Annotated in this window: 21 protein-coding genes and 1 pseudogene; 11 read left to right on the forward strand and 11 right to left on the reverse strand. The window is 60.3% G+C overall.

Annotated features, from left to right (window positions below; all coding sequences use genetic code 11):
• Nucleotides 1-84: 84 nt before the first annotated feature.
• The 6 genes and pseudogenes from RGR602_RS02405 to RGR602_RS38015 form a co-directional block, all read left to right on the forward strand.
• Nucleotides 85-1104 (forward strand): sugar ABC transporter substrate-binding protein, encoded by a 1020-nt coding sequence (locus RGR602_RS02405; RefSeq protein WP_039843781.1) that lies wholly within the window; start codon nt 85-87, stop codon nt 1102-1104.
• 154 nt (nt 1105-1258) lie between these two features.
• On the forward strand, nt 1259-2323 hold the full coding sequence (locus RGR602_RS02410; protein ID WP_039843782.1) for an ABC transporter permease: 1065 nt from the start codon (nt 1259-1261) through the stop codon (nt 2321-2323).
• 2 nt (nt 2324-2325) lie between these two features.
• On the forward strand, nt 2326-3108 hold the full coding sequence (locus RGR602_RS02415; RefSeq protein WP_039843783.1) for an ATP-binding cassette domain-containing protein: 783 nt from the start codon (nt 2326-2328) through the stop codon (nt 3106-3108).
• Entirely contained in the window at nt 3105-3731 is a 627-nt protein-coding gene (locus tag RGR602_RS02420) for a nucleoside triphosphate hydrolase (protein WP_039843784.1), read from the forward strand. The genes RGR602_RS02415 and RGR602_RS02420 overlap by 4 nt, the downstream gene beginning before the upstream one ends.
• Nucleotides 3732-3824: 93 nt before the next feature.
• Nucleotides 3825-4868 (forward strand): dihydroorotase, encoded by a 1044-nt coding sequence (gene pyrC / locus RGR602_RS02425; RefSeq protein ID WP_039843785.1) that lies wholly within the window; start codon nt 3825-3827, stop codon nt 4866-4868.
• 11 nt (nt 4869-4879) lie between these two features.
• Nucleotides 4880-5044, forward strand: a pseudogene (locus tag RGR602_RS38015) (glyoxalase superfamily protein); the annotation flags it as partial.
• 36 nt (nt 5045-5080) lie between these two features.
• Here the strand turns inward: RGR602_RS38015 and RGR602_RS02435 are convergent.
• The gene (locus tag RGR602_RS02435; RefSeq protein WP_039843786.1) at nt 5081-5563 is read right to left on the reverse strand and encodes an anthrone oxygenase family protein; all 483 of its coding nucleotides are present in this window, start codon (nt 5561-5563) and stop codon (nt 5081-5083) included.
• A gap of 2 nt (nt 5564-5565) precedes the next feature.
• Nucleotides 5566-6390 (reverse strand): NmrA family NAD(P)-binding protein, encoded by an 825-nt coding sequence (locus RGR602_RS02440; protein WP_039843787.1) that lies wholly within the window; start codon nt 6388-6390, stop codon nt 5566-5568.
• A gap of 96 nt (nt 6391-6486) precedes the next feature.
• On the opposite strand from RGR602_RS02440, the gene RGR602_RS02445 reads away from it, so the two are divergent.
• Nucleotides 6487-7152, forward strand: a complete 666-nt coding sequence (locus RGR602_RS02445; protein WP_039843788.1) for a TetR/AcrR family transcriptional regulator — start codon at nt 6487-6489, stop codon at nt 7150-7152.
• Here the strand turns inward: RGR602_RS02445 and RGR602_RS02450 are convergent.
• Entirely contained in the window at nt 7149-8420 is a 1272-nt protein-coding gene (locus RGR602_RS02450; RefSeq protein ID WP_039843789.1) for an MgtC/SapB family protein, read from the reverse strand. The genes RGR602_RS02445 and RGR602_RS02450 overlap by 4 nt on opposite strands.
• Nucleotides 8421-8574: 154 nt before the next feature.
• On the opposite strand from RGR602_RS02450, the gene RGR602_RS02455 reads away from it, so the two are divergent.
• Together RGR602_RS02455 and RGR602_RS02460 are read left to right on the forward strand one after the other, a co-directional pair.
• Nucleotides 8575-9264 (forward strand): orotate phosphoribosyltransferase, encoded by a 690-nt coding sequence (locus tag RGR602_RS02455; protein ID WP_039846599.1) that lies wholly within the window; start codon nt 8575-8577, stop codon nt 9262-9264.
• Between the two features lie 91 nt (nt 9265-9355).
• Nucleotides 9356-10282 (forward strand): carbohydrate kinase family protein, encoded by a 927-nt coding sequence (locus RGR602_RS02460; RefSeq protein WP_039843790.1) that lies wholly within the window; start codon nt 9356-9358, stop codon nt 10280-10282.
• 1 nt (nt 10283) lies between these two features.
• Here RGR602_RS02460 and RGR602_RS02465 read toward each other — a convergent pair whose 3' ends face one another.
• A complete protein-coding gene (locus RGR602_RS02465; protein ID WP_039843791.1) occupies nt 10284-11087 on the reverse strand; it encodes an alpha/beta fold hydrolase in 804 nt (267 codons plus the stop codon).
• A 375-nt stretch (nt 11088-11462) separates the two neighbouring features.
• Here RGR602_RS02465 and RGR602_RS02470 point away from each other — a divergent pair, with 375 nt between their 5' ends.
• Nucleotides 11463-12476 (forward strand): PQQ-dependent sugar dehydrogenase, encoded by a 1014-nt coding sequence (locus RGR602_RS02470; RefSeq protein WP_052451475.1) that lies wholly within the window; start codon nt 11463-11465, stop codon nt 12474-12476.
• A 309-nt stretch (nt 12477-12785) separates the two neighbouring features.
• Here RGR602_RS02470 and pgi read toward each other — a convergent pair whose 3' ends face one another.
• Both pgi and RGR602_RS02480 read right to left on the reverse strand, forming a co-directional pair.
• On the reverse strand, nt 12786-14411 hold the full coding sequence (gene pgi, locus RGR602_RS02475; protein WP_039843792.1) for a glucose-6-phosphate isomerase: 1626 nt from the start codon (nt 14409-14411) through the stop codon (nt 12786-12788).
• A gap of 138 nt (nt 14412-14549) precedes the next feature.
• Entirely contained in the window at nt 14550-16250 is a 1701-nt protein-coding gene (locus RGR602_RS02480) for a long-chain fatty acid--CoA ligase (protein WP_039843793.1), read from the reverse strand.
• Nucleotides 16251-16480: 230 nt separating this feature from the next.
• Here RGR602_RS02480 and RGR602_RS02485 point away from each other — a divergent pair, with 230 nt between their 5' ends.
• Nucleotides 16481-16873 carry a PRC-barrel domain-containing protein gene (locus tag RGR602_RS02485; protein WP_039843794.1) on the forward strand — a complete coding sequence of 131 codons (393 nt, stop codon included), beginning with the start codon at nt 16481-16483 and terminating at the stop codon, nt 16871-16873.
• Nucleotides 16874-16931: 58 nt separating this feature from the next.
• Here the strand turns inward: RGR602_RS02485 and RGR602_RS02490 are convergent, their stop codons facing one another.
• Genes RGR602_RS02490 through RGR602_RS02510 form a run of 5 tightly spaced genes read right to left on the reverse strand, consistent with a single transcriptional unit; the run spans nt 16932 to nt 22686 of the window.
• Nucleotides 16932-19379 (reverse strand): glycoside hydrolase family 2 protein, encoded by a 2448-nt coding sequence (locus RGR602_RS02490; protein WP_039843795.1) that lies wholly within the window; start codon nt 19377-19379, stop codon nt 16932-16934.
• 10 nt (nt 19380-19389) lie between these two features.
• Nucleotides 19390-19785 (reverse strand): VOC family protein, encoded by a 396-nt coding sequence (locus RGR602_RS02495; protein ID WP_039843796.1) that lies wholly within the window; start codon nt 19783-19785, stop codon nt 19390-19392.
• Nucleotides 19786-19832: 47 nt separating this feature from the next.
• Complete coding sequence (locus RGR602_RS02500; protein ID WP_039843797.1) at nt 19833-20582, reverse strand: ABC transporter permease; 750 nt, start codon at nt 20580-20582, stop codon at nt 19833-19835.
• Complete coding sequence (locus tag RGR602_RS02505) at nt 20579-21523, reverse strand: ABC transporter ATP-binding protein (RefSeq protein ID WP_039843798.1); 945 nt, start codon at nt 21521-21523, stop codon at nt 20579-20581. Before RGR602_RS02505 ends, RGR602_RS02500 begins: the two co-directional genes overlap by 4 nt.
• Nucleotides 21520-22686, reverse strand: coding sequence for an ABC transporter permease (locus RGR602_RS02510; RefSeq protein ID WP_039843799.1), 1167 nt, complete (start codon nt 22684-22686; stop codon nt 21520-21522). Before RGR602_RS02510 ends, RGR602_RS02505 begins: the two co-directional genes overlap by 4 nt.
• Between the last annotated feature and the right edge of the window lie 58 nt (nt 22687-22744).

Genomic DNA, 22744 nt, shown 5'->3' on the forward strand with positions numbered 1-22744 from the left:
TTGACTGAATCTGCGGTGTCGTCCCGTATCTCAAATTCCGGTTCTGCCATGCGGGCGTTCCGGCTAATCTCTGGGAGGAGTTTCATGAAGAAATCAGTTCTGGCTTTCGGCGCGCTTGCACTCGGCGTTGCTTTTTCCGCTCCGGCCATGGCCGCGGATGTTTCCGCCTGCCTGATCACCAAGACGGACACCAATCCGTTCTTCGTCAAGATGAAGGAAGGCGCAACGGCCAAGGCGAAGGAGCTCGGCGTTACACTGAAGTCCTACGCCGGCAAGATCGACGGCGACAGCGAAAGCCAGGTTGCTGCTATCGAAAGCTGCATTGCCGATGGCGCGAAGGGCATTCTGATCACTGCATCCGATACCAAGGGCATCGTTTCGTCGGTCAAGAAAGCGCGCGACGCTGGCCTGCTGGTCATCGCGCTCGACACGCCGCTCGATCCGGCTGATGCCGCTGACGCGACCTTTGCGACCGACAACCTGCTCGCCGGAAAGCTGATCGGCCAGTGGGCCAAGGAAACGCTCGGCGACAAGGCAAAGGACGCCAAGATCGGCTTCCTCGATCTACTCCCCTCGCAACCTTCCGTCGACGTTCTGCGTGACCAGGGCTTCATGATGGGATTCGGCATCGACACTAAGGACCCGAACAAGATCGGCGATGAGGACGATCCGCGCATCGTCGGTCATGATGTGACCAACGGCAACGAAGAAGGCGGCCGCAAGGCCATGGAAAACCTTCTCCAGAAGGATCCGAGCATTAACGTGATCCACACGATCAACGAGCCGGCCGCTGTTGGTGCCTATCAGGCGCTGAAGGCTGTCGGAATGGAGAGCAATGTGCTGATCGTGTCGGTTGACGGTGGTTGCCCGGGCGTCCAGTCGGTCAAGGACGGCGTCATCGGCGCCACCTCGCAGCAGTACCCGCTAATGATGGCGGCTCTCGGCGTCGAGGCGATCAAGAAGTTCGCCGATAGCGGTGAAAAACCGAAGCCGACCGAGGGCAAGTCCTTCTTCGATACCGGCGTTTCGCTCGTCACTGACAAGCCGGTTTCCGGCGTCGAGTCGATCGATACCAAGGTTGGCACCGACAAGTGCTGGGGCTGAGCCTGGCTATCTAGCCACAACGACGGCCGGGGCTCGATCCTCGGCCGTTTTCGACAGACGATAAGCTCTTGCCTCAAGGACCGGCATGCGAAGACCGGAGCAAGATGGGCAATAGCTTCCGCGCGCGGTTCGGCGCGAAAGCGGAGGAGAAAATATGACTGGATCACAGGAATTCGAACGGGTTCTTGATGGCAGCGACAAGAATGTCGCGTCGTTCGAACACCAGGACATCTCGTTTCTGAAGCGTGCGCAGCACTTCCTACACTCGACGCCGGCAGCGGTGCCGCTGATCGTGCTGGTGCTGGCGATCATCATTTTCGGCATGGCGATTGGTGGGCGGTTCTTCTCGTCCTACACGCTCACGCTCATTCTGCAGCAGATCGCCATCGTCGGCATCCTCGGCGCGGCCCAGACGCTGGTCATCCTGACCGCCGGCATCGATCTTTCGATCGGCGTCATCATGGTCATTTCCGCCGTCGTCATGGGCAACTGTGCCATCACCTACGGAATTCCAACGCCTATAGCCGTCATCCTGGGCATGCTGGTCGGCGGCCTATGCGGCTTGCTCAACGGTTTTCTCGTCGCCTACATGAAGCTGCCGCCGTTCATCGTGACGCTCGGCACGTGGAATATCGTTATGGCGACGAATTTCATCTACTCGGCAAACGAGACGATCCGCGATGCGGACGTGGATGCGCAGGCGCCACTGCTCCATTTCTTCGCGCTCAGTTTCAAGGTCGGCAATGCGGTCTTGACGCTCGGCGTCATCGCCATGGTGCTGCTGGTGCTCGGGCTCTGGTATGTTCTCAACCACACGGCCTGGGGCAGGCACGTCTATGCGGTGGGCGATGATCCGGAGGCGGCAAAGCTCTCCGGCATCCAAACCAAGAGCGTGCTGCTCACGGTCTATGCAATCTCGGGCGTCATCGCAGCCTTTGCAGCCTGGGTATCGATCGGCCGCAACGGCTCCATCTCGCCGTCTTCAGCGGTCACCGATTATAACCTGCAGGCGATCACCGCGACCGTGATCGGCGGTATCTCGCTCTTTGGCGGCCGCGGTTCCATCCTCGGTACCCTGTTCGGCGCGATGATCGTCGGCGTCGTGTCCATGGGCCTCAACATGCTCGGGGCCGACCCTCAGTGGAAAGTCCTGCTGACCGGCGTGCTCATCATCGCCGCTGTCGCAATCGACCAGTGGATCAGAAAGGTTTCGGTGTAATCATGGCTGTTGAACCCATCCTTACCGCCCGCGGCCTCGTGAAGCGCTACGGACGCGTCACCGCGCTCGACAACGCAGACTTCGACCTTTATCCCGGCGAAATTCTCGCCGTCATCGGCGACAACGGCGCCGGCAAGTCGTCGCTCATCAAGGCGATTTCCGGTGCAGTTACTCCCGACGAGGGCGAGATCACGCTGGAGGGCAAGCCGGTCCACTTCAAGTCGCCGATGGAGGCGCGTGAGGCGGGCATTGAGACCGTCTATCAGAACCTTGCGCTTTCTCCTGCCTTGTCGATTGCCGACAACATGTTTCTTGGCCGTGAGATCAGGAGGCCGGGCGTGCTCGGCAGTTGGTTCCGCATGCTCGATCGGCCGGCGATGGAAAAACGCGCCCGAACGAAGCTCACGGAATTGGGTTTGATGACGATCCAGAACATCAATCAGGCGGTCGAAACGCTCTCCGGTGGCCAGCGCCAGGGTGTGGCGGTTGCGCGCGCGGCCGCTTTCGGCTCCAAGGTTGTCATCATGGATGAGCCGACAGCCGCACTCGGAGTGAAGGAAAGCCGTCGCGTGCTGGAACTGATCCTCGACGTGCGTTCCCGCGGCTTGCCGATCGTGCTCATTTCGCACAACATGCCGCATGTCTTCGAAGTCGCGGACCGTATCCACATCCACCGGCTCGGCCGCCGCCTGACGGTCATCAATCCGAAGGAATATACCATGTCGGACGCCGTGGCATTCATGACCGGCGCCAAGACGGTCCCCACGGATCCGGTTCCCGCATGAGCGTAACCATCGAGGAAATCGCCGGCGAGGTGGCCACCCGCGCCGGCGACACCAAGCGCTTCCTGATCGCCATCGCCGGTCCGCCCGGCGCCGGCAAGTCGACCATGGCCGATAATCTCGCCGATGCGCTGAGAGCGCGGGGAGAAACCGCGGAAGTGCTGCCGATGGACGGCTTTCACATGGACAACGCAGTTCTGAGCGAGCGCGGTTTACTCGCCCGCAAGGGCGTGCCGGAAAGCTTCGACGTTCGCGGTTTTCTGGACATTATCCGCGCCGTGCGTCCAGCCGACCAGGAGGTGCTGATACCGGTCTTCGACCGGTTGCGCGAGATCGCCATCGCATCTGCCCGCGTCGTCTCGCCAGAGCATCGCTTCATCATCGTCGAGGGCAATTACCTTCTGCTCAGCCAGGGCAAGTGGGCGCAGCTTGAGGGTATCTTCGACTACTCCATCATGCTTGCGCCGCCGATCGAGGTGCTGGAAGAGCGGCTATTAGCCCGTTGGCGCGGCTACGGGCTGACGGAAGAGCAGGCGAGTGCCAAGGTGTATGGCAATGACCTGCCGAATGGCAGGCTCATCCTGGAAAACCGCCGCCGCGCGGACGTGACGCTTGAGATCGCCTGACAATTGAAGCGGCAAAATGTTTGCCATGAGCCGTGCCGGGATGATAATGCGCGGGGCGGAACTTTGAAGGCCGCCCTGCCGGAGTTATAGCGCATGCAGTCCATCACCATCCGCCGCCCTGACGACTGGCACTTGCATCTGCGCGATGGCGCGATGCTTGTAGGTGTGATCGGCGATACCAGCCGCAACTTCGCCCGCGCCATCATCATGCCGAACCTCGTGCCGCCGGTCGTGACGACGGCGGACGCGAAAGCCTATCGCGCGCGGATCATCGAGGCATTGCCGAGCGGCGATCGCTTCGAGCCGTTGATGACGCTCTACCTCACGGAGCATACGAGCGCCGACGATGTCGAGGAAGGCAAGAAAAGCGGCCTGATCACGGCGGTGAAACTTTATCCGGCGGGTGCGACCACCAATTCCCATAGCGGTGTGCGCGACATGGAAAAGGCCATGCCGGTGCTGGAGCGCATGGCGAAGATCGGTCTGCCGCTTTGCGTGCATGGTGAAGTCACGACACCTGAGGTCGATATCTTCGACCGTGAGGCGGTATTCATCGAAACGGTGCTCGATCCCCTGCGCGAGCGCCTGCCGGAGCTCAAAGTCACGATGGAGCACGTAACGACGGCAGACGGCATCGACTACATCAAGTCGTCGAAAGCCAATCTCGCAGGCTCCATTACGACACACCACCTGATCATCAACCGCAATGCTATCCTGGTCGGCGGCGTCCGGCCGCATTATTACTGCCTGCCGGTCGCCAAGCGCGAAACCCACCGCCTGGCGCTGCGTGTGGCCGCTGTGAGCGGCGACAAGCGCTTCTTCCTAGGCACTGATTCGGCACCGCATATCGATCCGCTGAAAGAGTGCGCCTGTGGCTGCGCTGGCATCTATTCCTCGATCAATACGATGAGTTGCCTTGCCCACGTCTTCGAGCAGGAGGGCGCGCTCGACAAGCTCGAAGCCTTCGTCTCTCTGAACGGTCCGGCCTGGTACGGCCTTTCGCCGAACGAAGAGCGCGTCACGCTGGTGAAGCGCGACGTCCCCGTGTCATATCCGACGAAGATCGAAACCGGTGCCGGAACGGTGACGGTATTCGATCCCATGTTCCCGCTGCACTGGGACGTCGAACGCTCTTGATCGGCCCATTCAATTTTGCCTTTGTGCCGGTGAGCGGTGTTCGCGCCTTCCAGGCGGAACTCGTCGACAACAATTATCGCTACATGAAGCCGGGCGTCCAAGAGGCGCCGTGGGGGCTCGAGATGCAGGCCGTCGACCCCTTCAACAGCCGCATCACCTTCTGCGAAAGATGCTGAAAGGCGGGTGGGAGGATCAACGTCCTTTCGCTTCCATCAAAGGATCATCAGGGCTCGGACGAAGGCAACTGCGGAAAGCAGGGACGCGATCGTGCGGACGTGATTCCACCAGGTCCAATCCTTCACATAGGTATTCCAGACGCTGACGGCTTGCGCGCCATTACCGCTGACCTTTGCCAGCGCATCATTCATCGGCACGTTGAAGACGATAGTTGAGACAAAGGATGCGACGACATAGAGCCCGGCACCAGCCAACATCCAAATGCCTGCGACTCCCCGCCAGTCAATGACGGCCAGGACGGCGATCAGGACGGACAGGATGGCGGTTGGAATGAAGACGAGCATGAACGGCGAGCGCACGATCGTGACGTTGATCGAATTCATCGCCGCGATGCCCTGCTCCGGCGGAATGCGGGAAAAGGCGGTCATGATGAAGGTCGAGAAGGCAAAGAAGATGCCGGCGACAAGGCCGCTGCCGATTGCGGCGGCGACGAGCGCGACGGTGAGAATTATTCCCATGTTCATGTTCCCCAGATGCCGGTCTCCGCGGTTTCGCGGGCATATTGGCTGAAGTTTTTCGGCGGCCGCCCGAGGATTTCCGCAACACCGTTCATGACGCGCGAGTTGCGGCCGTCGAGAACCTTGCCGAAGAGCTCCTCAAGAAGATCGATCGTTTCTGTCGGCAGGTCGGCCGAAGAGAGTCCGCCCTTGAAGTCTTCCATGGAAACCTGGCGGTAGCGGATCGCCCGGCCGGTCGCCGTCGCGATCTCCGATACCGCATCCCGGAAGGTAAGCGCGCTTGGCCCGGTCAATTCGTAGATTTTGCCGAGGTGACGCTGATCGAGGAGCGCGGTAACGGCAGCATCGGCGATATCGTCGGCATCGGTGAAGGGCTCCTTGACCTCACCTGCGGGCAGGATGAGTTCTCCCGCGGCGATCGAACCCTTAAACGCGCCTTCGCTGAAGTTCTGGCAGAACCAGGATGCTCGCAGGATCGTGTAGCCGATGCCGGCGGCCTTGAGCATCTCTTCGCTGCGCTCGGCACCGTCTTCACCGCGGCCGGAAAGCAGGACGATATGCCGCAAACCGCAATCGACGGCCGTCTTCGCTAAGGCGCCGATTGCAACGGCCGCCCAGGCGACGGCGAGATCGGGCTGAAAGGTGACGTATGCGCTGGTTGCGCCCTCAAGTGCCGCGGGCCAGGTCGCTCTATTCTCCCAATCAAAGGGGCGTGTGCTGGAGCGCGAAGCGAAGCGCGACCTGATTCCGCGCTCTTTGAGCCGGGAAGCGACGCGCCCGCCTGTTTTTCCCGCGCCGCCGACGAGGATGATTTCGGAATTCTGCATTTAACTGCTCCTCCCACAAAACAAGAGAAAATCTCTTATTTGCATAATGAGATAAACTCTCTTATTTTGTCCGTCAATAGAAAAATGGAGGGCCGAATGGCGGAATGGACCGTGGTCAGGCGTAAAAGAGAATTGCAATCGGCCGGTCAACCTCGACGCATCCCGCGCCAGCAGAGGGGTCGGGAACGCTTCGAGAAGATCTTGTCAGTGGCAGTGGAACTGATCGAAAAAAACGGCAGCGACGCCCTGAGGATGAGCGAAATCGTTGAAAAGGCCGAGCTTTCCTTCGGCGCTCTCTACCAGTATTTCCCCGACAAGAGCTCCATCATCCGGACGCTTGCCGAACGCTTCAACGAGCAGGGCAGGCACTGCGTAGAGGAAGAGCTGGCCAAGGTGACGAGCACCGAAACGCTGCAGCAGGCGCTCTGCAACATCGTCGATCAGTATTGCGATTTCTTCCGCAGAGAACCGGTCATGCGCGACATCTGGCATGCGACCCAGGCCGACAAGCTGCTGCAGCAGGTCGATGCCGAGGATATGGAATTCCACTCGAAAAGACTGTTCGAGGTCTTGGAAAAACTGTGGCCGGAGCGCGAAAAAGGCCAATTGCTGGCGATTGCGCGGCTGACGATGCATTTGCTTGCAGCAGCCGTGCGCTATTCGATCTCGCTCAGCGAACAGGAGGGGCGGACTGCGATCGCGCTCTACAAGAGAATGCTGCCGGTCGATATCGGCCGGCTTCTCGACAACCCGCCGTGTTAGTGAGGCATGAAGCTGCGGAGCATGAAATAGGCGATGCCTCCCATGGCAACCGCGACTGCCGACGCCAAACCCAAGGCGACACCATACTCCCGCGTACCGGCGGTGAAGGCCAGCACCGCCTTTGTCATGACATTGACGGCGACCGCGATCAGGATGACGTCGGCGGCGGTTTTGACATTGATCGCCGTGCCCATAAGGCGCGCCGTCGAAAGTGTGATGGCGTCCACATCGACCAGCCCGGAGATCGCGGCCACGGCGTAAAGCGCCGACGCGCCGATATAGTCGATTGCCATCTTCGATATCAGGCTGATCAACCCAAGCAGCGCGGCGAAAGAGAAGACCATGCGAAGTTCGAACGGGTTCTTCAGCTCAATTTCCGGCACCTCTCTCGCGGAGCCGGAACGCCAGACCCAGAAGAAGCCGGCAATCAGAAAGCCGATGATCGCCGGGATCAGGCCGGCTGCAAGCGGAGCAAGCAAGTCGAATGACAAGGCGCTGCCGATGACAAGAACACGGGCAAAGGACAAGGCGCCGGCAACAGCCGCTCCGGCCGCCAGATGTGTCGAACCCTGAGGCGCCTGCTTGGAGTAACGGGCGAACGAGAGCGTCAGCGCAGTGGAGGAAACCAATCCCCCGGCTGCACCTGCAAGCAGAATGCCCCGATTCGTGCCCGTCAGCTTGATGGCGAGATAGCCGGCAAAGGAAAGTGCTGCGATGGTAATTGTCAGCACCCAAAGGGAGAAAGGGTTGAGCGCGCCCCAAGGGTCGAGTGGCCTGTCGGGAAGCAACGGAAGAGCAACCACGGTCATGGCAAGCAGCACCAGCGCAGAGCGAAGTTCCGGCCAGGTCATACCTCTCAGAAAGCCATGCAGGCTGTGGCGCGCCGCAAGAATTATGGTCATCACGACGCCGCTTGCAGCCGCAGTCACGATGTCACCGACAGCGGCGAGAACGCCAAGCCCGAAAACCGCAAGCGCAGCCACGACCGAGGTGATGCTGTAGTCTTCGTCTTCCTGGGTCTCCAGCCAATTCCCGGCAACATAGACGAGGCCAAGCAGTGCCGCGATCGTGGCCGGCAGGAAGGGGCCGATCAGCGAATGCAGCGTCCCGGCTATTCCGCCGAGAAAACCAGTGAGGGCGAATGTGCGGATACCTGCTGTCCTGCCGCCCGCCCGGACGTCGCGCTCCTGCCAGCCCCGCTCGACGCCGACAAGCAGGCCAATCGCAAGCGCCACACCGAGACGCTGAAAGATTTCGATATGTTCCATGATCTTACGATATTCCTGTCATGCCCTTGCACAATCAGAAATGTTTGAAAGAGTTGACGCATTCGTTGCTATTCTTGATGCCGGACCCTCGCAGTTCTGGAATCTTTTCGCGCTTGCTGCTATTGCCGCATGGATTTATGCGAAGGAGAGAGCGATGATCCACACGACATTTCCCGACCGCGCCATCATGGCCGAACTGGTGGCGAAGATGCTCTGGGAGATCAGGGCGGTCCATTTCAACGCCGCCCAGCCCTACAAGCTCTCCTCCGGCATGGCGAGTCCGGTCTATATCGATTGCCGCAAGCTGCTCTCGTTCCCGCGAATCCGTTCCACGGTGATGGATTTCGCCGCAGGCGTCGTCCTTCGTGACGCCGGTTTCGAGCAGTTCGATTGCATTGCCGGCGGCGAGACGGCGGGGATTCCCTTCGCCGCGTTGCTTGCCGATCGTCTCGGCCTGCCGATGATCTATGTGCGCAAACAGCCGAAGGGCCATGGCCGCAATGCGCAGATCGAGGGCAATATGCCGGAAGGTTCGCGCGTCCTTGTCATCGAAGATCTGACGACGGCCGGCGGCAGCATGTTCAAGTTCATCGATGCCATCCGCGCGGCTGGCGGCATTGTTGATCACGGCATTGCACTCTTCTACTACGGTATCTTTGACGAAGGCGCGCTGCGCTTTGCTGATGGGAAGGTGAAGCTGCATTACATCGCTACCTGGCGTGACGTTCTGGCTGTTGCGAAAGCGCAGGAGCTTTTCGACGAGAAGACGCTCAGCGAAGTGGAAGCCTTCCTCGACGCGCCGCTCGCCTGGTCGGGCCGCAACGGCGGCGTTTCGTCGCTTTAAGGCCAGATAGGCAAAGTGCGGCTTTGCTTTTGCCACGAAATTATCTAATCGATTTGAAGACCGAAATTCACCGATACGTTGGGAGGCCGGAATGATTTTGTGCTGTGGCGAAGCGTTGATCGACATGCTGCCGCGGGAGACGACTCTCGGCGAGAAGAGCTTCGCGCCCTATGCCGGCGGAGCGATCTTCAACACGGCGATTGCGCTCGGCAGGCTCGGCGTTCCGACGTCCTTCTTTACCGGCATCGCCGATGACATGATGGGCGATATCCTGCGCGAGACGCTGGTCGCCAGCAATGTCGATTTCAGCCTTTGCGCCATATCGCCCCGCCCGTCGACGCTCGCATTCGTTAAACTGGTGAAAGGTCAGGCGACTTATGCCTTCTACGATGAAGGCACGGCCGGCCGCATGATCACCACAGACGACCTTCCGGTCCTCGCAGACGATTGTGAGGCGCTACATTTCGGCGCCATCAGCCTGATCCCCAGTCCCTGCGGCGAGACGTACGAGACGCTACTCGATCGAGAAGCCGGAAAGCGCGTCATCTCGCTCGATCCGAACATCCGCCCCGGCTTCATCAAGAACAAGGAAGCCCACATGGCGCGCATCAAGCGCATGGTGGCGAAATCCGATATCGTCAAGTTTTCCGACGAGGATCTCGAATGGTTTGGCCTTGAAGGCAGCCATGACGATCTGGCGGCCCACTGGCTGAAGCATGGCGCCAAGCTCGTCGTCATCACCAAGGGCGCGGAAGGCGCGTCGGGCTACACCAAGGATCGCAAGGTCGTTGTGCCGAGCCAGCGCGTCACCGTGGTCGACACGGTTGGTGCGGGCGATACATTCGATGCGGGCATCCTCGCTTCGCTGAAGATGGACAATCTGCTGACCAAGGCGCAGGTTGCCTCCCTCAACGAAAAGGCGCTGCACAACGCTCTGTCGCTTGGAGCAAAGGCCGCGGCCGTCACCGTTTCGCGCGCCGGCGCCAATCCGCCCTGGGCGCACGAAATCGGCCTTTGAGCTACGCAAGCCGATCAAGAAAGCCGAGTACCTCGCGATTGAAGTGCTCGGGCCGCTGCAATGGCGCGAAGTGGCTGACCTCGGGCAGCAGGATGAGCTCCGCATCTGGGATGTTGCGCGCGAGATAGTCGGCATGCTCGGGTTTGATGAATTCGTCGCGCTCACCCAGCACGACCGCGACTGGCACCTTGATCCGCGCGAGATCGCTCGCTGTGTAGTTGGGCTCGGTCGCCATCATCCTGCTGACGTCCTGAACAAAGGCATCGAACTGATCGGGTGTTGCCGATAGTGCCTGATAGTCCTTCCGGTGTCGGCTGAAGCAGCGATCGATGACGGGTGTCGCGACAAACTCTTTCGTGCCGCTCGGATCCATATTGCACGCGAAGAAGAAGACACCACAGACGCGGTCCGGATGCTGATCGGCAAGGATGAGTGCCGTGCAGGCGCCATCACTCCAGCCGACGAGCGCTGCTTTGGCGAGCTCTAAATGATCCATGATTGCCAGAACGTCCGTCGCCATCAACTCGTACTCATATGGCTGGCTATAGCGCGTGCTGCGGCCATGCCCACGGCTGTCGATGACCACAACCTTCCGGCCGGACTCGATCAATGCCGGCACTTGGTAGCCCCAATTGCCGCTGTTACCAAGCCCGCCATGCAGCAGGATCACCGCAGGGCCGTTCCCGTAAGTCGCGTAAAAGATTTTGGCACCGTCATGCTCGATGAAACCTGCGGCTGCCGCCGTCGGCAGCGGTGGCGCGCCTTCTGCCTCAAAAATCTTGAGCTCGTCATCCGTCACATTCATCCGGCTCTCCCTTCCTGGTACAGACGATCAGATGTGGCGCGTTTCGACAGCTTCAAATGAAAATCACAGATCCCACCCGATATCTTGAGGCACGATCCGAGAGCGTCGGGATCGTCGAACGTCAGACGATGTGTCAAAGGGAGAATTAGGCGGTAAGATAAGACAAGCAATCTAAAGGGCAAACTTCCTTTCCAAGCTGGCCCCTGACGTTCTCGTCGGCGCAACAGGCAGCTCTAGAGCGCTTCGCCACGCCCGCGGCCGAGCCGCCCATCAACCCAGTAGATCACTTCGCCGTGAGGCCTGGACTCCGTCTTGAAACGAAATTAAGCCGCTCCAATTCCTTCCGGCAATTCAGCTTGTATTCGGAGGGCGCCGATGAACGTCTTTTCCCCTAAAGCCGGATTTCTCTCTGCTAGAATTGGATTTCTCGCGCTCGCCTCCGTCGCGACTGTCGCCTCCGGCGTGGCCTTTGGCCCGGCGCGGGCCGAGCTGCTCGCACGTGTTCCGGCGGCGCGCGAAATGGCGGTTTGCGGCGACATATTGTTCGTTGGAACCAAAGGTTCCTCGGTCTATGCCGTGCCATTGTCCGGCGGTCGCGCCCGGCCGGTCGCTTCGGGATTCTCCGCTCCCAACGGGGTCGCATGTTCCCGTGGTCGTTTGTTCGTTGCTTCGAGGAACAGCGTAACCGCGTTCAACATCGGGCGTGGGGGCGCTCTGAGCGGTAGGCGTGATATTCGTCGAGACTTGCCGAATTCGGGAGCTCACAGTTTTCGCTATATCGCCGTCGGTCCCGATTCCCGGCTCTATGTCTCGTTGGGATCGCCCTGCAACATTTGCTTGCCGCGCGGGCTGCAAGGCACGATCGTCAGCATGGACCAGGACGGGTCAGACCTTCGACGAGTGGCCTGGGGTGTGCGCAATTCGGTCGGCTTCGACTGGCGAGGCGGCACGATGTTCTTTACCGACAACGGCGCCGACCGCATGGGCGACGATATCCCACCAGACGAGCTGAACGCGCTGCGGCCCGGCGGCTTTTACGGCTTTCCCTTTTTCGGAGGCCAGGTTCGGCTCAAAGGGTTCGAGGACGCGCCGCCGCCCGCGCGGCAGATTTCGCCCGTCTTCAACTTTCAGGCGCATGTCGCAACCTTGGGAATCCATTTCTTCCGCAGCCTCGGCGGCGACGCCCTGGTTGCCGAGCACGGCAGTTGGGACAGGTCTGTTCCGGTCGGCCGTCAGGTAGTGCGGGTGCGCTTCCAAGGGGCGCGCCCCGTCTCGGCGACGACTTTCGCCAGAGGCGTCGGACGGCCCGTGGACGTCAAGGAAGCGCCGGACGGTTCCGTCCTAATATCCGACGACGCCGGAGGCGCGATTTACGTCCTCCGGCGGTGACGTCCGAGGGTTCTTCGAGGAACTCGCTTCAGGTTAACGGCATGGTTGGTCGGATGAGCGTTTCGAGGTAGGTAGTCGGATTCAGGATTGGCGAGCTTGCCGCGAACTGCGAGACGCTGCGAGAGCCTACCGACACCGGTTGCGCATTGCGCCTTATGCGACGCTGAACGATGGTCCGTTCGGTGAACATGTTCTCTTTCCGTGTTTCGAATAACGCCGGGCCTGCTATCGAGATACCTCCCCACATCCGCTGGGACGAGGATCCGACAGCCATTGTTAAGGGGCGTAACCCGAAGGATCCGAGGGATCTTACGTGGCAAGCTTCGCCAATGCTGCAACAAGCCCTTGGGTCGAGCTATCGTGTCCTGCCGCGCTCTCCGTGCCTTCAATGACCGGCAGCAGGCCGGTCGCCAGTTCCTTGCCGAGCTCGACCCCCCACTGGTCGAAGGAGTTGATGCGGAAGAGCACGCCTTCTACGAATACGCGATGTTCGTAGAGCGCAATCAGGCGGCCGAGCGCATAGGGTGTCAGCTTGTCATAAACGAAGGTTATCGATGGCCGGTTGCCGGTGAAGACCCGGTGCGGCGCGATGAAATCGGCCTTCTTGTCGTCCATCCCCTTGGCCGTGAGCTGCGCTTTGGCTTCCTCGAAAGTCCGGCCCTTCATGAGCGCTTCGGACTGTGCCAGGCAATTGGCCATCAGCAAATGATGCTGGTGGCGCAGTTCCGGCTCGAAGGCGTTGGCGGCGATCATGAATTCACCGGGAATAATGCTCGTTCCCTGGTGGATGAGTTGGAAGAATGCGTGCTGGCCGTTGGTCCCAGGCTCGCCCCAGACAACCGGGCCGGAATTGCTCTCGACCGGGGTGCCGTCGATCGTCACGCCCTTGCCGTTGGATTCCATGTCGAGCTGCTGCAGGTAGGCCGGGAAACGCGAGAGGCGCTGGTCGTAGGGCAGGATCGCACGGGTGGGATAACCCAGCACATTGCGATGGTAAAAGCCGATGAGGCCGAGCAGCATCGGCAGGTTTTCGGTAACCGGAGCCTTACGGAAATGGTTGTCCATTGCATGCGCACCGTCGAGGAACTTGCCGAAGTTCTCCGATCCGATCGCGATCATCAGCGGAAGGCCGATGGCCGACCAGATGGAATAGCGGCCACCGACCCAATCCCAGAAGCCGAAGACGCGTTCGCTCGCGATGCCGAAGGCGGCGACCTTGTCGAGCGCCGTCGAAACGGCCGCGAAATGGTGCTGCACCGCAGCCTCACCCAGCGCCTTGGCGATGAAGTTGCGCGCCGTCTGCGCATTGGTCATCGTCTCGATCGTCGTGAAGGTCTTCGAGGCAATGATGAAGAGCGTCGTTTCCGGCTGAACCTGCTTCAGGATGTCGGCGATATGGGCGCCGTCGATGTTGGAGACGAAATGCGCGCGCGGGCCATCATGGAAGGGCGCGAGCGCCAGGGTCGCCATGACCGGGCCGAGGTCCGAGCCGCCGATCCCGATATTGATGACGTCGGTGATCTGCTTGCCCGTCGCGCCCTTCAGCGCGCCGGAGCGGATGCCGTCGGCGAACTTGCCCATGGCGGTGAGAACACCGTTGACATCCGGCATCACATCCTTGCCGTCGACCAGCACCGCCGTATTGGAGCGGTTGCGAAGCGCAGTGTGTAGAACGGCGCGATCTTCTGTGAAGTTGATCGCCTTGCCAGAAAACATTTCCTCGCGCTTCTTCTCCACACCGCCTTCTCCTGCGAGCTTGACAAGAAGCGCCAGGATTTCGTCGTTCACGGCGGTCTTTGAATAGTCCATCAAAAGGTCGTCGAGCGAGGCGGTGAAGCGCGAGAAGCGCTGCGGATCGGCGGCGAAGGCGTCGCGGATATCGGTTGCCTTCGTGGCGGCCGCAGTGCTCTTCAGCTGTTCGACGATGACATTCATGGGAGGCTCCTTGAAGGCGGAAAGGGTTGCGGAAACTATTCGCTTTGTAGGGCGTAAATCAAGTTCAGCCACCGCCGGAATGCAAAAAAGCCACCCGCGCGCAGGCGGATGGCTTCAAATTCCATGCGGGTGTTAAAATCAGCCGCGCAGGTCCTTGCGCAGAATCTTGCCGACCGGCGATTTCGGCAATTCGGTGCGGAATTCGATATGGCGGGGACGCTTGTAGTTGGTGAGGTTGGCGGCACAATGGGCCCTCACATCGGCCTCGGTCAGCGCCAGGTCCTTCCGCACCACGAAGAGTTTCACCGCTTCGCCGGAATGGCCATCCGGCACGCCGATCGCGGCGGCCTCGATGATGCCCGGGTGCATGGCGGCGACTTCCTCGATCTCGTTTGGATAGACGTTGAAACCGGAAACCAGGATCATGTCCTTCTTGCGGTCAACGATCTTGGTGTAGCCGCGCTCGTCCATGAAGCCCATGTCGCCACTGCGGAAAAAGCCGTCTGCCGTCATCACCTTCGCGGTCTCCTCCGGCTTCTGCCAGTAGCCGGCCATCACCTGCGGACCGCGGATGCAGATCTCGCCGATCTCGCCGAGCGGCAGGGAATTACCGTTTTCATCGCGGATGTCGATCTCGGTAGAGGGGAGAGGCAAGCCGATCGAGGCGGTGAATTCCGGTGAATCGAAGCGGTTGGCGGTTGCGACCGGCGAGGTCTCGGAAAGGCCGTAGCCCTCGGTGATATGCGAGCCCGTCATCTTCAGCCAGCGCTCGGCGACCGGCCGCTGCACCGCCATGCCGCCGCCGAGCGACATGATGAGCGAGGAGAAATCGAGCTTGGCGAAGTCGGCATTGTTCATCAGCGCGTTGAACAGCGTGTTAAGGCCGGGGAAGATATGGACGTTCGACTTGCCGAATTCTTTGACAAAGCCCGGAATGTCGCGCGGATTGGCGATCAGAATGTTGTGCGCGCCGAGAGACATGCCCATCAGCGAATTCACCGTCAGCGCGAAGATGTGATAAAGCGGCAGTGCGCACATGAAGTTGAGCACGTCCGGCTGCTTCTTGAGCTCGAAAGCGGATTTCAGCCAAAGCTGCAGCTGCCGTTTGTTGGCAAGCAGGTTCTGATGTGTCAGCACCGCACCCTTGGCTACACCTGTGGTGCCGCCGGTATATTGAAGGAAGGCGATATCGCTGCCATTAATGGCCGGCGGTTGCAGCGGTTTGCGCGCACCTTCGCCCAAGATCTGTTTGAATGTCTTGTGCTGCGGGATCGACCACGAGGGGACCAGCTTCTTCACCTTGCGGACGACGAAATTGACGATCAGTCCCTTTGGACCCAGCAATTCGCCAAGCGAAGTCACCACCACATGGCGCACATCGGTCTTTGCCAGCACCTGTTCGACCGTGCGGGCGAAGTTCTCCAGTACGAAGATCGCCTTGGCGCCTGAATCGCGCAGCTGGTGTTCCAGTTCGCGCGGCGTATAGAGTGGATTGACATTCACGACGACCAGGCCGGCGCGCAGGATGCCGTAGACCGCGATAGGGTTCTGCAGCACATTCGGCATCATCACGGCGACCCGATCGCCTTTCTGAAGACCGATGCTCTGGAGCCAGGCTGCGACCTTGCGCGTCTGCTCTCCGAGCTCCCGATAGGTGAGCGTCTTGCCCATGCTCGAAAAGGCAACGCGGGTTGCATAGGTCGTGCAGGATTTGTCCAGCAGGTCCGCCAGCGAACCATGTTCCGGCGGCGGCAGTTCGGCCGGAACGATCGCGGGATAGGCGGCAAGCCAAGGCTTTTGCCGCTTCGAGCCACCTGGATGGACGGAAATGCTGCTCATCGTGTCTCTCTCCCCTATCCGGCAACGGATGCCGGTCTGCGGCTGCCGGTCGGATGATCCTCCATCCTCCGAAGGGCAGCTTATGCCAATGCTTGAACCGTTCAAGCTGGATTAGAGGTACACTAACTTTGACGTAAACGTCAACGCGCTTCCGCGCTCCGGTAACCTGGGAACTTTTGAGTCCGAAGACGCGTTGTATTTCCATGACTGACAGGTGAGGAGAAGCAGAAATGCTCAATGAAGAGGGTGATGTCAACCGCCGCGATCCCGATGTAAAGGATACTCCGTCGCTGATTGCAAGTGACCGCGTTGAAGGCACTCGTGTCTATGGCGCCGATGGCAAGCACATCGGCTCGATCGAGCGCCTGATCATCGGAAAGCAGGACGGCCGCGTGGCCTATGCCGTGATGAGCTTTGGCGGCTTCCTGGGTATCGGCAACGACCACTATCCGCTGCCCTGGGAAAAGCTGAACTACGACACGCAGCTTGACGGATACCGTATCGATCTCACGAAGGAGGAGATCGAAAACGCGCCGAGCTACGCGGACGATGACGACAACTGGTACAACGATAACAGCCGCCGGATCTATGACTACTACGGCGTGCCACCTTACTGGATGTAACGTCGTTCGCGCGAACGAGCCGGAAAGGGCCCCGCGGCTGGCGGGGCCTTTTTGGTGTCTACCAAAGGAGATCGTTGGCCGAGCGAAGAACCACGCCCGGGACGATATCGTCCGAAGAGATTGGCCTCTTCGTGTTAAGTGTGAAAACGTGGCTCTCGCCCGGCAGCAGGGTGACAAGCATGGAACCTGCCACTGCAGTCGGATCGAGCCGGTCGGCCATCAGGCAAATATCCTTCAGAAAGCTTCTGGCCGTGACCTCCACCTCGCATCCGTCGACAACACGGGTAACTGCGACCTCGAACTGCGGCCTCGGCAGCTTCAAGTGGACATCCTCGACGAAATAGTGGAAGGCGCGTTTGTCGAGCATCTCTACGACGACCACCTCGTCATCAGCCGCAGCTGGAGTGGCGATGTCGTCCGGCAGGATAAATTCCTTGGATTCGAACCTGTCGCAGAGCAGTCGCCAGAATTCGAATTCGGCAAGTACCGTCCCGTCGAGCTTCACGCGTCTGCCGCTGATTTTCGACCGCCAGAAAAGCGTCCGCTCGTTGACTGCTATGGCGGCGAGCTTGTCTCCCCGCGGCTGGATCGTCAGCAGGCGCGGATCGAAAGCCTGTTGCAGGGCGTACCAGAGTGGCTTGCGCCGCCCCGCGGAATCGAGTGCGGACCAGGAGGTTACCGGCCAGCAATCGTTGAACTGCCAAACGACTGCACCTTTGCAGATGCTGCGATGCGAGCGCATATGCTCGACGGCGAAGCGGATCGCGCGCGCCTGGTTCAACTGTGTGGCAAAATGCCAGTCGGCCATCGTCTTCGGTATGGGCAAATGGCCGGCAAGGCCGCGGATCAGCCGCTCGTTGCCATGTGTCGCCTTTTGATGATGGAAGACGCCATGTGATTGCGGTGTCAGCGGATTGTCATGCACGTTTTCTTCGAGCGTCGCCCAACTCGGCGGCGCCTGCCAGCCGAATTCGGAGCAAAAGCGCGGGATGTAGTTGCGATAAACCTCGTAGCCGACGTCGTTCCACACATCCCAGATATGCTTGCAACCGTGTTCATCCGCATTGGGCGCGATATCCATCGTGCCGGAATAGGGACTACCGGGATAATAGGGCCGGTCGGGGTCGAGTTCGGCGCACAGCTTCGGGAGCAGATCGAGATAATAGCCAAGCCCCCAGGTAACGCCCTCCTTGATGATCGGCCGCCAGCCCCACTCGTCGAAGCCCCAGATATTCTCGTTATTGCCATTCCAGACGATGAGCGAAGCATGTGACATCAGCCGGACGACATTGTCACGTACCTCGGCTTCCACTTCGCTACGAAGCGGCTCTTCCTCCGGATAGGCAGCACAGGCAAAAAGAAAGTCTTGCCAGACCAGCATTCCGGCGCGATCGCAAGCCTCGTAGAATCCATCGCGCTCGAAAATGCCGCCGCCCCAGACGCGCAGCATATTGATGTTTGCTGCCTTCGCCTCGGCGATGCGCGAGACATAGCCGTGCGAAGTCACACGCGAGGGAAAGCAATCGTCGGGAATCCAGTTCGCGCCGCAGATGAAAAGCGGCACCTCGTTGACGATGAAAGTGAAGGCCGAGCCATGTGCGTCCGGCGCAGTATCCAGCCGGACGGAGCGAAAGCCGATTTCCTTGGAATAGCTATCGCGTAAGTCATCGTTTACGCTATCGCGCAACTCGATCTTCAGCGGATAGAGTGGCTGGGCGCCGAGATGATGCGGCCACCAAAGCTGCGGCGATGGAACGCGGATGTCGAAGCTGACCTCTCCGGCACCTTCCGCGATCTCGACCGCATGAAATACGCCCGCAATCTCGGCGTCGATCCTGCAGGCACCCGATGCGCCATGCTGCGTCAGCTTGGCATGGACCTTCACCAGGCCATCGCCACCTGCAAGCGTCGCCGATACCCGCGTCTCGAGGAGCCGTGCCCGATCCCAGCTTTCCAGTCGCACCGGCTTCCAAATCCCCGCAGTCACCAAGGTCGGTCCCCAGTCCCAGCCGAAATTGCAGGCCATCTTGCGCATCAGGTTGCCAGGCCCCGGATAATTGTTGGGCCGGTAGCCGTAACGCTTTTCCATCTCCGCACCGTGGGCATAGGCGGAATGGAAGGTGACGCTGAGTTCGTTGACGCCGGCCTTCAGCAAAGCTGAAACATCGAAGCGGTAGGTGCGATGCTGGTTGAAGGTTCGCGCCACCTCCTCGCCGTTCAATCGGATCGTCGCGATTGTATCCAACCCGTCGAAAACCAGCTCATGAACTTTGCGTTCATCAGGGGCGGCTTCGAAGCTGCAGCGATAAGTCCATTCCGTTTTGCCGATCCAGTCGCTGCTGATCTCGTTGACGTCGAGATAGGGGTCCGGGATCAGCCGGTTTGCCAGAAGGTCGAGATGCACGCAACCGGGAACGGCTGCGGGAATGAATTCGGGCAGTCCAAGACGCCCTGTATCGTTGCAGGAGAGCGTCCAGCCGCTGAGAAGTTCGGCTCTTTCGATCATGGGAGTGCTCTTAACGGAAACGACCGTGACGCTGCAGAACTTCGATCTTGTAGCCGTCGGGATCGGTGATGAAGAAGAAGAGGCCGAAGAGCTTGCCGTCGCGGTTGAGCTCGACAAGCTTGCCGGGATTGAGGCCGGCTTTCGTCAATCGCTCGTGTTCGACGGCGACCTCATCGACCGAAACGGCGAGGTGACCATAGCCGTTGCCGAGGTCATAGGATGCGGTACGGCCCTTGTTGATCGTCAGCTCCAGCTCGAATCCGGTCTCGGCATTGCTCATATAGATCAGCGTGAAGGTCTCGAAATCGACCCGATCGGCGACTGTCAGCCCCAAGACCTTGCTATAGAAATCGACGGAGCGCGCTTCGTCGAGTACGCGGATCATGGAGTGGATCATCTTTGCCAAGGCGGCCTCCCATTGCCGGTATTGCGGCAGCCTTGGTAGCTTTCCCGCTATGCGGGGCGCAAGCCTATTCTTTGCGTGATCGCGCTTTCGATGAGGCCCATTGCATCGTAGATCAGCACGGCCATCAGGCCGACGATGAGACCGCCTTGCAGGATGAAGGCTGTATTGTCGGAGATCAGGCCGGCGATGATGACCTCGCCAAGGCCTTTTGCCGCAACCGTCGAGCCGATCGTCGCCGTGCCGATATTGATGACGGTCGCGACCTTTAGTCCCTCAAGAATGAGCGGAAGCGCAAGCGGCAGTTCAACGCGCAAAAGCCGCTGTATCGCATCCATCCCCATGCCGTCAGCGGCATCAAGAACAGACGGCGAAACCTGACGCAATCCGGAGACGGTATTCTCGAAGATCGGCAGCAGGCCATAGAGAAAGAGAGCGATCAGCGTCGGAGCGGCGCCGAAGCCTGTGGCCGGAACGGCAAGCGCCAGCACGGCGACTGGCGGGAAGGTCTGCCCGGCATTGGCGATCGCGCGTGAGAGCGGCAGGAAATCCTCGCCGCTTTTCCGCGTCACGAAGACGCCCGCCAGAACCGCCAGAATGGCGCTGCCGACGATCGAGAAGACCACCAGCTCCAGGTGGCCGAAGGCAAGCGATGGCAGGCTGTTTTGCGTGTAGACCGGCGGCGCGTTGTTGCTGGTCAGCGGCACCAGTATGAAGGAAAGCCACTCGGTCCTGAAAAGCAGGATCAGCAGTAGCCCCAGCGCTGCGAAACGAAAGAGGTTGGCGACGACAAGCTTCATGCCTTGCGGCCCAGTTCGAGAAGCCGCGTCATGGAGATCGAGCCGACCGGAGCCCTGTCGGCATCTTGTACAGCTGCTTCCTCGACCCCTTGCCAGATCATTTCCGCGAGAGCGTCCCGAAGGCTGATCGATTGCGGCAGTGCGTAAGGCAGCCCTGTCTTGGCGGGCGCCATGCTTGCCTTGAGCGGCAGCAACGACATCAGTTTCAAGGCCCTGTCGGAGGTACCGGTCAACTGTTGCACGAAGGGGTCGGCCGGGTCGGTCAGTATCTTTTCCGGCGTCGAGCATTGCAGCAGCCTGCCCTCGCTCATGACGGCGATCTGGTTGCCGAGGTGGAAGGCCTCGTCCATGTCGTGGGTCACGAGAATGACGGTCGTGCCGAACTGCTTCTGGATCGCCAGGAGATCGTCCTGCGCCTTTCCGCGGATAACTGGATCGAGCGCACCGAAAGGTTCGTCCATCAGCAGCAGCTCCGGTTCGGCGGCGAGCGCGCGGGCCACACCGACGCGTTGCTGCTGACCGCCGGAAAGCTGATGGGGGTATTTTTCGGCAAAACTTGCCGGATCGAGATTGAAGAGACCGAGGAGCTCGTCGACGCGCCCGGCGGTGCGCGCTGCGTCCCAGCCCAGCAGTTCCGGTACGGTTGCGATATTCTGCGCCACGGTCCGGTGCGGAAAGAGTCCGTGACCCTGGATTGCGTAGCCGATCTTGCGGCGCAGGTCTGTTGCCGGCACGTCCATGACATTCTGCCCGGCGACGAAGATCTGCCCTTCGGTGATCGGGACCAGCCGATTGATCATCCGCATCAGCGTCGATTTGCCCGAACCGGACGTGCCGACGATGACGGTGATCGAACCCTTCTCGACGCTCATCGAGACACCATCGACGACGGCTGCAGCGCCATAGCGTTTGGTGACGTTCCTGATCTCGATCATGGTCATGCGGCCGATCCCCGTATGCTGTCTATGACCGCATCGAGGATGACGGCCGATGAAAAGGCGAAGAAGACGGTCGGCACGGCACCGAGCATGACGAGATCCATGGCGGTCTGCCCGAGCCCCTGGAAAATGAAGATGCCGAACCCGCCGCCGCCGATGAGCGCTGCAATCGTCACGAGGCCGATCGCCTGTACGAGCACGATGCGGATGCCGGTGAGAATGACCGGAAAGGCAAGCGGCATATCGATGCCGGTCAGGATTTGCCGGCGCGTCAGTCCCATGCCGGCGGCGGCATCCCGCACTGAAGGATCAACGCCCTCAAGACCGACGACCGTATTGGCTACGATCGGCAGCAAGGAATAGAGCACGAGCGCGATCAGCGCCGGCGCCGTGCCAATCCCGCGGATGCCGAGGTCGGCTGCGAGCGGCACATGCGTTGCGATATAGCCGAGCGGCAGCATAAGGATGCCGAAGAGCGCAAGGCTCGGGATGGTCTGGATCAGGCTGAGGCCCTGCAGCACGGCGGCTCGCAGCTTCGGTACCCAGAAACAGAAGATGCCGAGCGGCAAGCCGACGACGATCGCGATCGCAAGCGAACCGAGGGCGAGCAGCGAATGGGCGACCGCCTCGGACCAGAATTGAGCAGACCGCGTTGCGAACTCCTTCATGATCGACAGGCTGTCGAGCAAGCCGGAAGAAAGGCAACCAGCCAAGAGCGCAGTGTAGCCGATCAGCGCGGCGACCCGCATCCACGGCGTCAGACGGACCTTGACGAGCGCATCCGAAATGATGAGACCGACGACGGCAAACAGCACCCAGAAACCGCCTCCCGGCGTCATGCGCGCCGCATTGCTGTTGGGTGGAGTAAAGGCCGCGGCCACGAGACCGATCGCCGCGACAAGTGCTGCCAGCCCAAGCGTTGCTATCGCAAGCCGCAACGGGGCGCTCTTTGCAAAGAGTGTAGCAAATGCGGTGGCGACCAGCAGAATGGCGAGAATGATGATGGAAGGATGGTCGAGAAGCTGCGTAAGCAGCATCGGCTTGCCGGAGGCAATGCGGTTTGCCTTCACATAGATGAAGGGCAAAAGGGCCGCGGCGATGCTGCCGGCAGCCACGAGAACCAAGCCGAGCCGATCCAATTTGCGGACCGCTAAGGTTTCTTCCATCGATCCATCCTGTCTGGAAAGCAGCCGCTCCGCCCTGCAATGAGGGCGGAGCGTAAGA

The sequence above is a fragment of the Rhizobium gallicum bv. gallicum R602sp genome (genome assembly GCF_000816845.1).
Lineage (GTDB): Bacteria > Pseudomonadota > Alphaproteobacteria > Rhizobiales > Rhizobiaceae > Rhizobium > Rhizobium gallicum.

Bases quoted from the DNA above. Each gene is read 5' to 3' on its own strand.
- RGR602_RS02410 (WP_039843782.1), top strand. From the start codon at position 1,259: ATGACTGGATCACAGGAATTCGAACGGGTTCTTGATGGCAGCGACAAG.
- RGR602_RS02455 (WP_039846599.1), top strand. From the start codon at position 8,575: ATGATCCACACGACATTTCCCGACCGCGCCATCATGGCCGAACTGGTG.
- RGR602_RS02510 (WP_039843799.1), bottom strand. From the start codon at position 22,686: ATGGAAGAAACCTTAGCGGTCCGCAAATTGGATCGGCTCGGCTTGGTT.
- RGR602_RS02405 (WP_039843781.1), top strand. From the start codon at position 85: ATGAAGAAATCAGTTCTGGCTTTCGGCGCGCTTGCACTCGGCGTTGCT.
- RGR602_RS02415 (WP_039843783.1), top strand. From the start codon at position 2,326: ATGGCTGTTGAACCCATCCTTACCGCCCGCGGCCTCGTGAAGCGCTAC.
- RGR602_RS02485 (WP_039843794.1), top strand. From the start codon at position 16,481: ATGCTCAATGAAGAGGGTGATGTCAACCGCCGCGATCCCGATGTAAAG.
- RGR602_RS02450 (WP_039843789.1), bottom strand. From the start codon at position 8,420: ATGGAACATATCGAAATCTTTCAGCGTCTCGGTGTGGCGCTTGCGATT.
- RGR602_RS02500 (WP_039843797.1), bottom strand. From the start codon at position 20,582: ATGAAGCTTGTCGTCGCCAACCTCTTTCGTTTCGCAGCGCTGGGGCTA.
- RGR602_RS02480 (WP_039843793.1), bottom strand. From the start codon at position 16,250: ATGAGCAGCATTTCCGTCCATCCAGGTGGCTCGAAGCGGCAAAAGCCT.
- pgi (WP_039843792.1), bottom strand. From the start codon at position 14,411: ATGAATGTCATCGTCGAACAGCTGAAGAGCACTGCGGCCGCCACGAAG.
- RGR602_RS02420 (WP_039843784.1), top strand. From the start codon at position 3,105: ATGAGCGTAACCATCGAGGAAATCGCCGGCGAGGTGGCCACCCGCGCC.
- RGR602_RS02460 (WP_039843790.1), top strand. From the start codon at position 9,356: ATGATTTTGTGCTGTGGCGAAGCGTTGATCGACATGCTGCCGCGGGAG.
- pyrC (WP_039843785.1), top strand. From the start codon at position 3,825: ATGCAGTCCATCACCATCCGCCGCCCTGACGACTGGCACTTGCATCTG.
- RGR602_RS02470 (WP_052451475.1), top strand. From the start codon at position 11,463: ATGAACGTCTTTTCCCCTAAAGCCGGATTTCTCTCTGCTAGAATTGGA.
- RGR602_RS02465 (WP_039843791.1), bottom strand. From the start codon at position 11,087: ATGAATGTGACGGATGACGAGCTCAAGATTTTTGAGGCAGAAGGCGCG.
- RGR602_RS02490 (WP_039843795.1), bottom strand. From the start codon at position 19,379: ATGATCGAAAGAGCCGAACTTCTCAGCGGCTGGACGCTCTCCTGCAAC.
- RGR602_RS02435 (WP_039843786.1), bottom strand. From the start codon at position 5,563: ATGGGAATAATTCTCACCGTCGCGCTCGTCGCCGCCGCAATCGGCAGC.
- RGR602_RS02440 (WP_039843787.1), bottom strand. From the start codon at position 6,390: ATGCAGAATTCCGAAATCATCCTCGTCGGCGGCGCGGGAAAAACAGGC.
- RGR602_RS02505 (WP_039843798.1), bottom strand. From the start codon at position 21,523: ATGACCATGATCGAGATCAGGAACGTCACCAAACGCTATGGCGCTGCA.
- RGR602_RS02445 (WP_039843788.1), top strand. From the start codon at position 6,487: ATGGCGGAATGGACCGTGGTCAGGCGTAAAAGAGAATTGCAATCGGCC.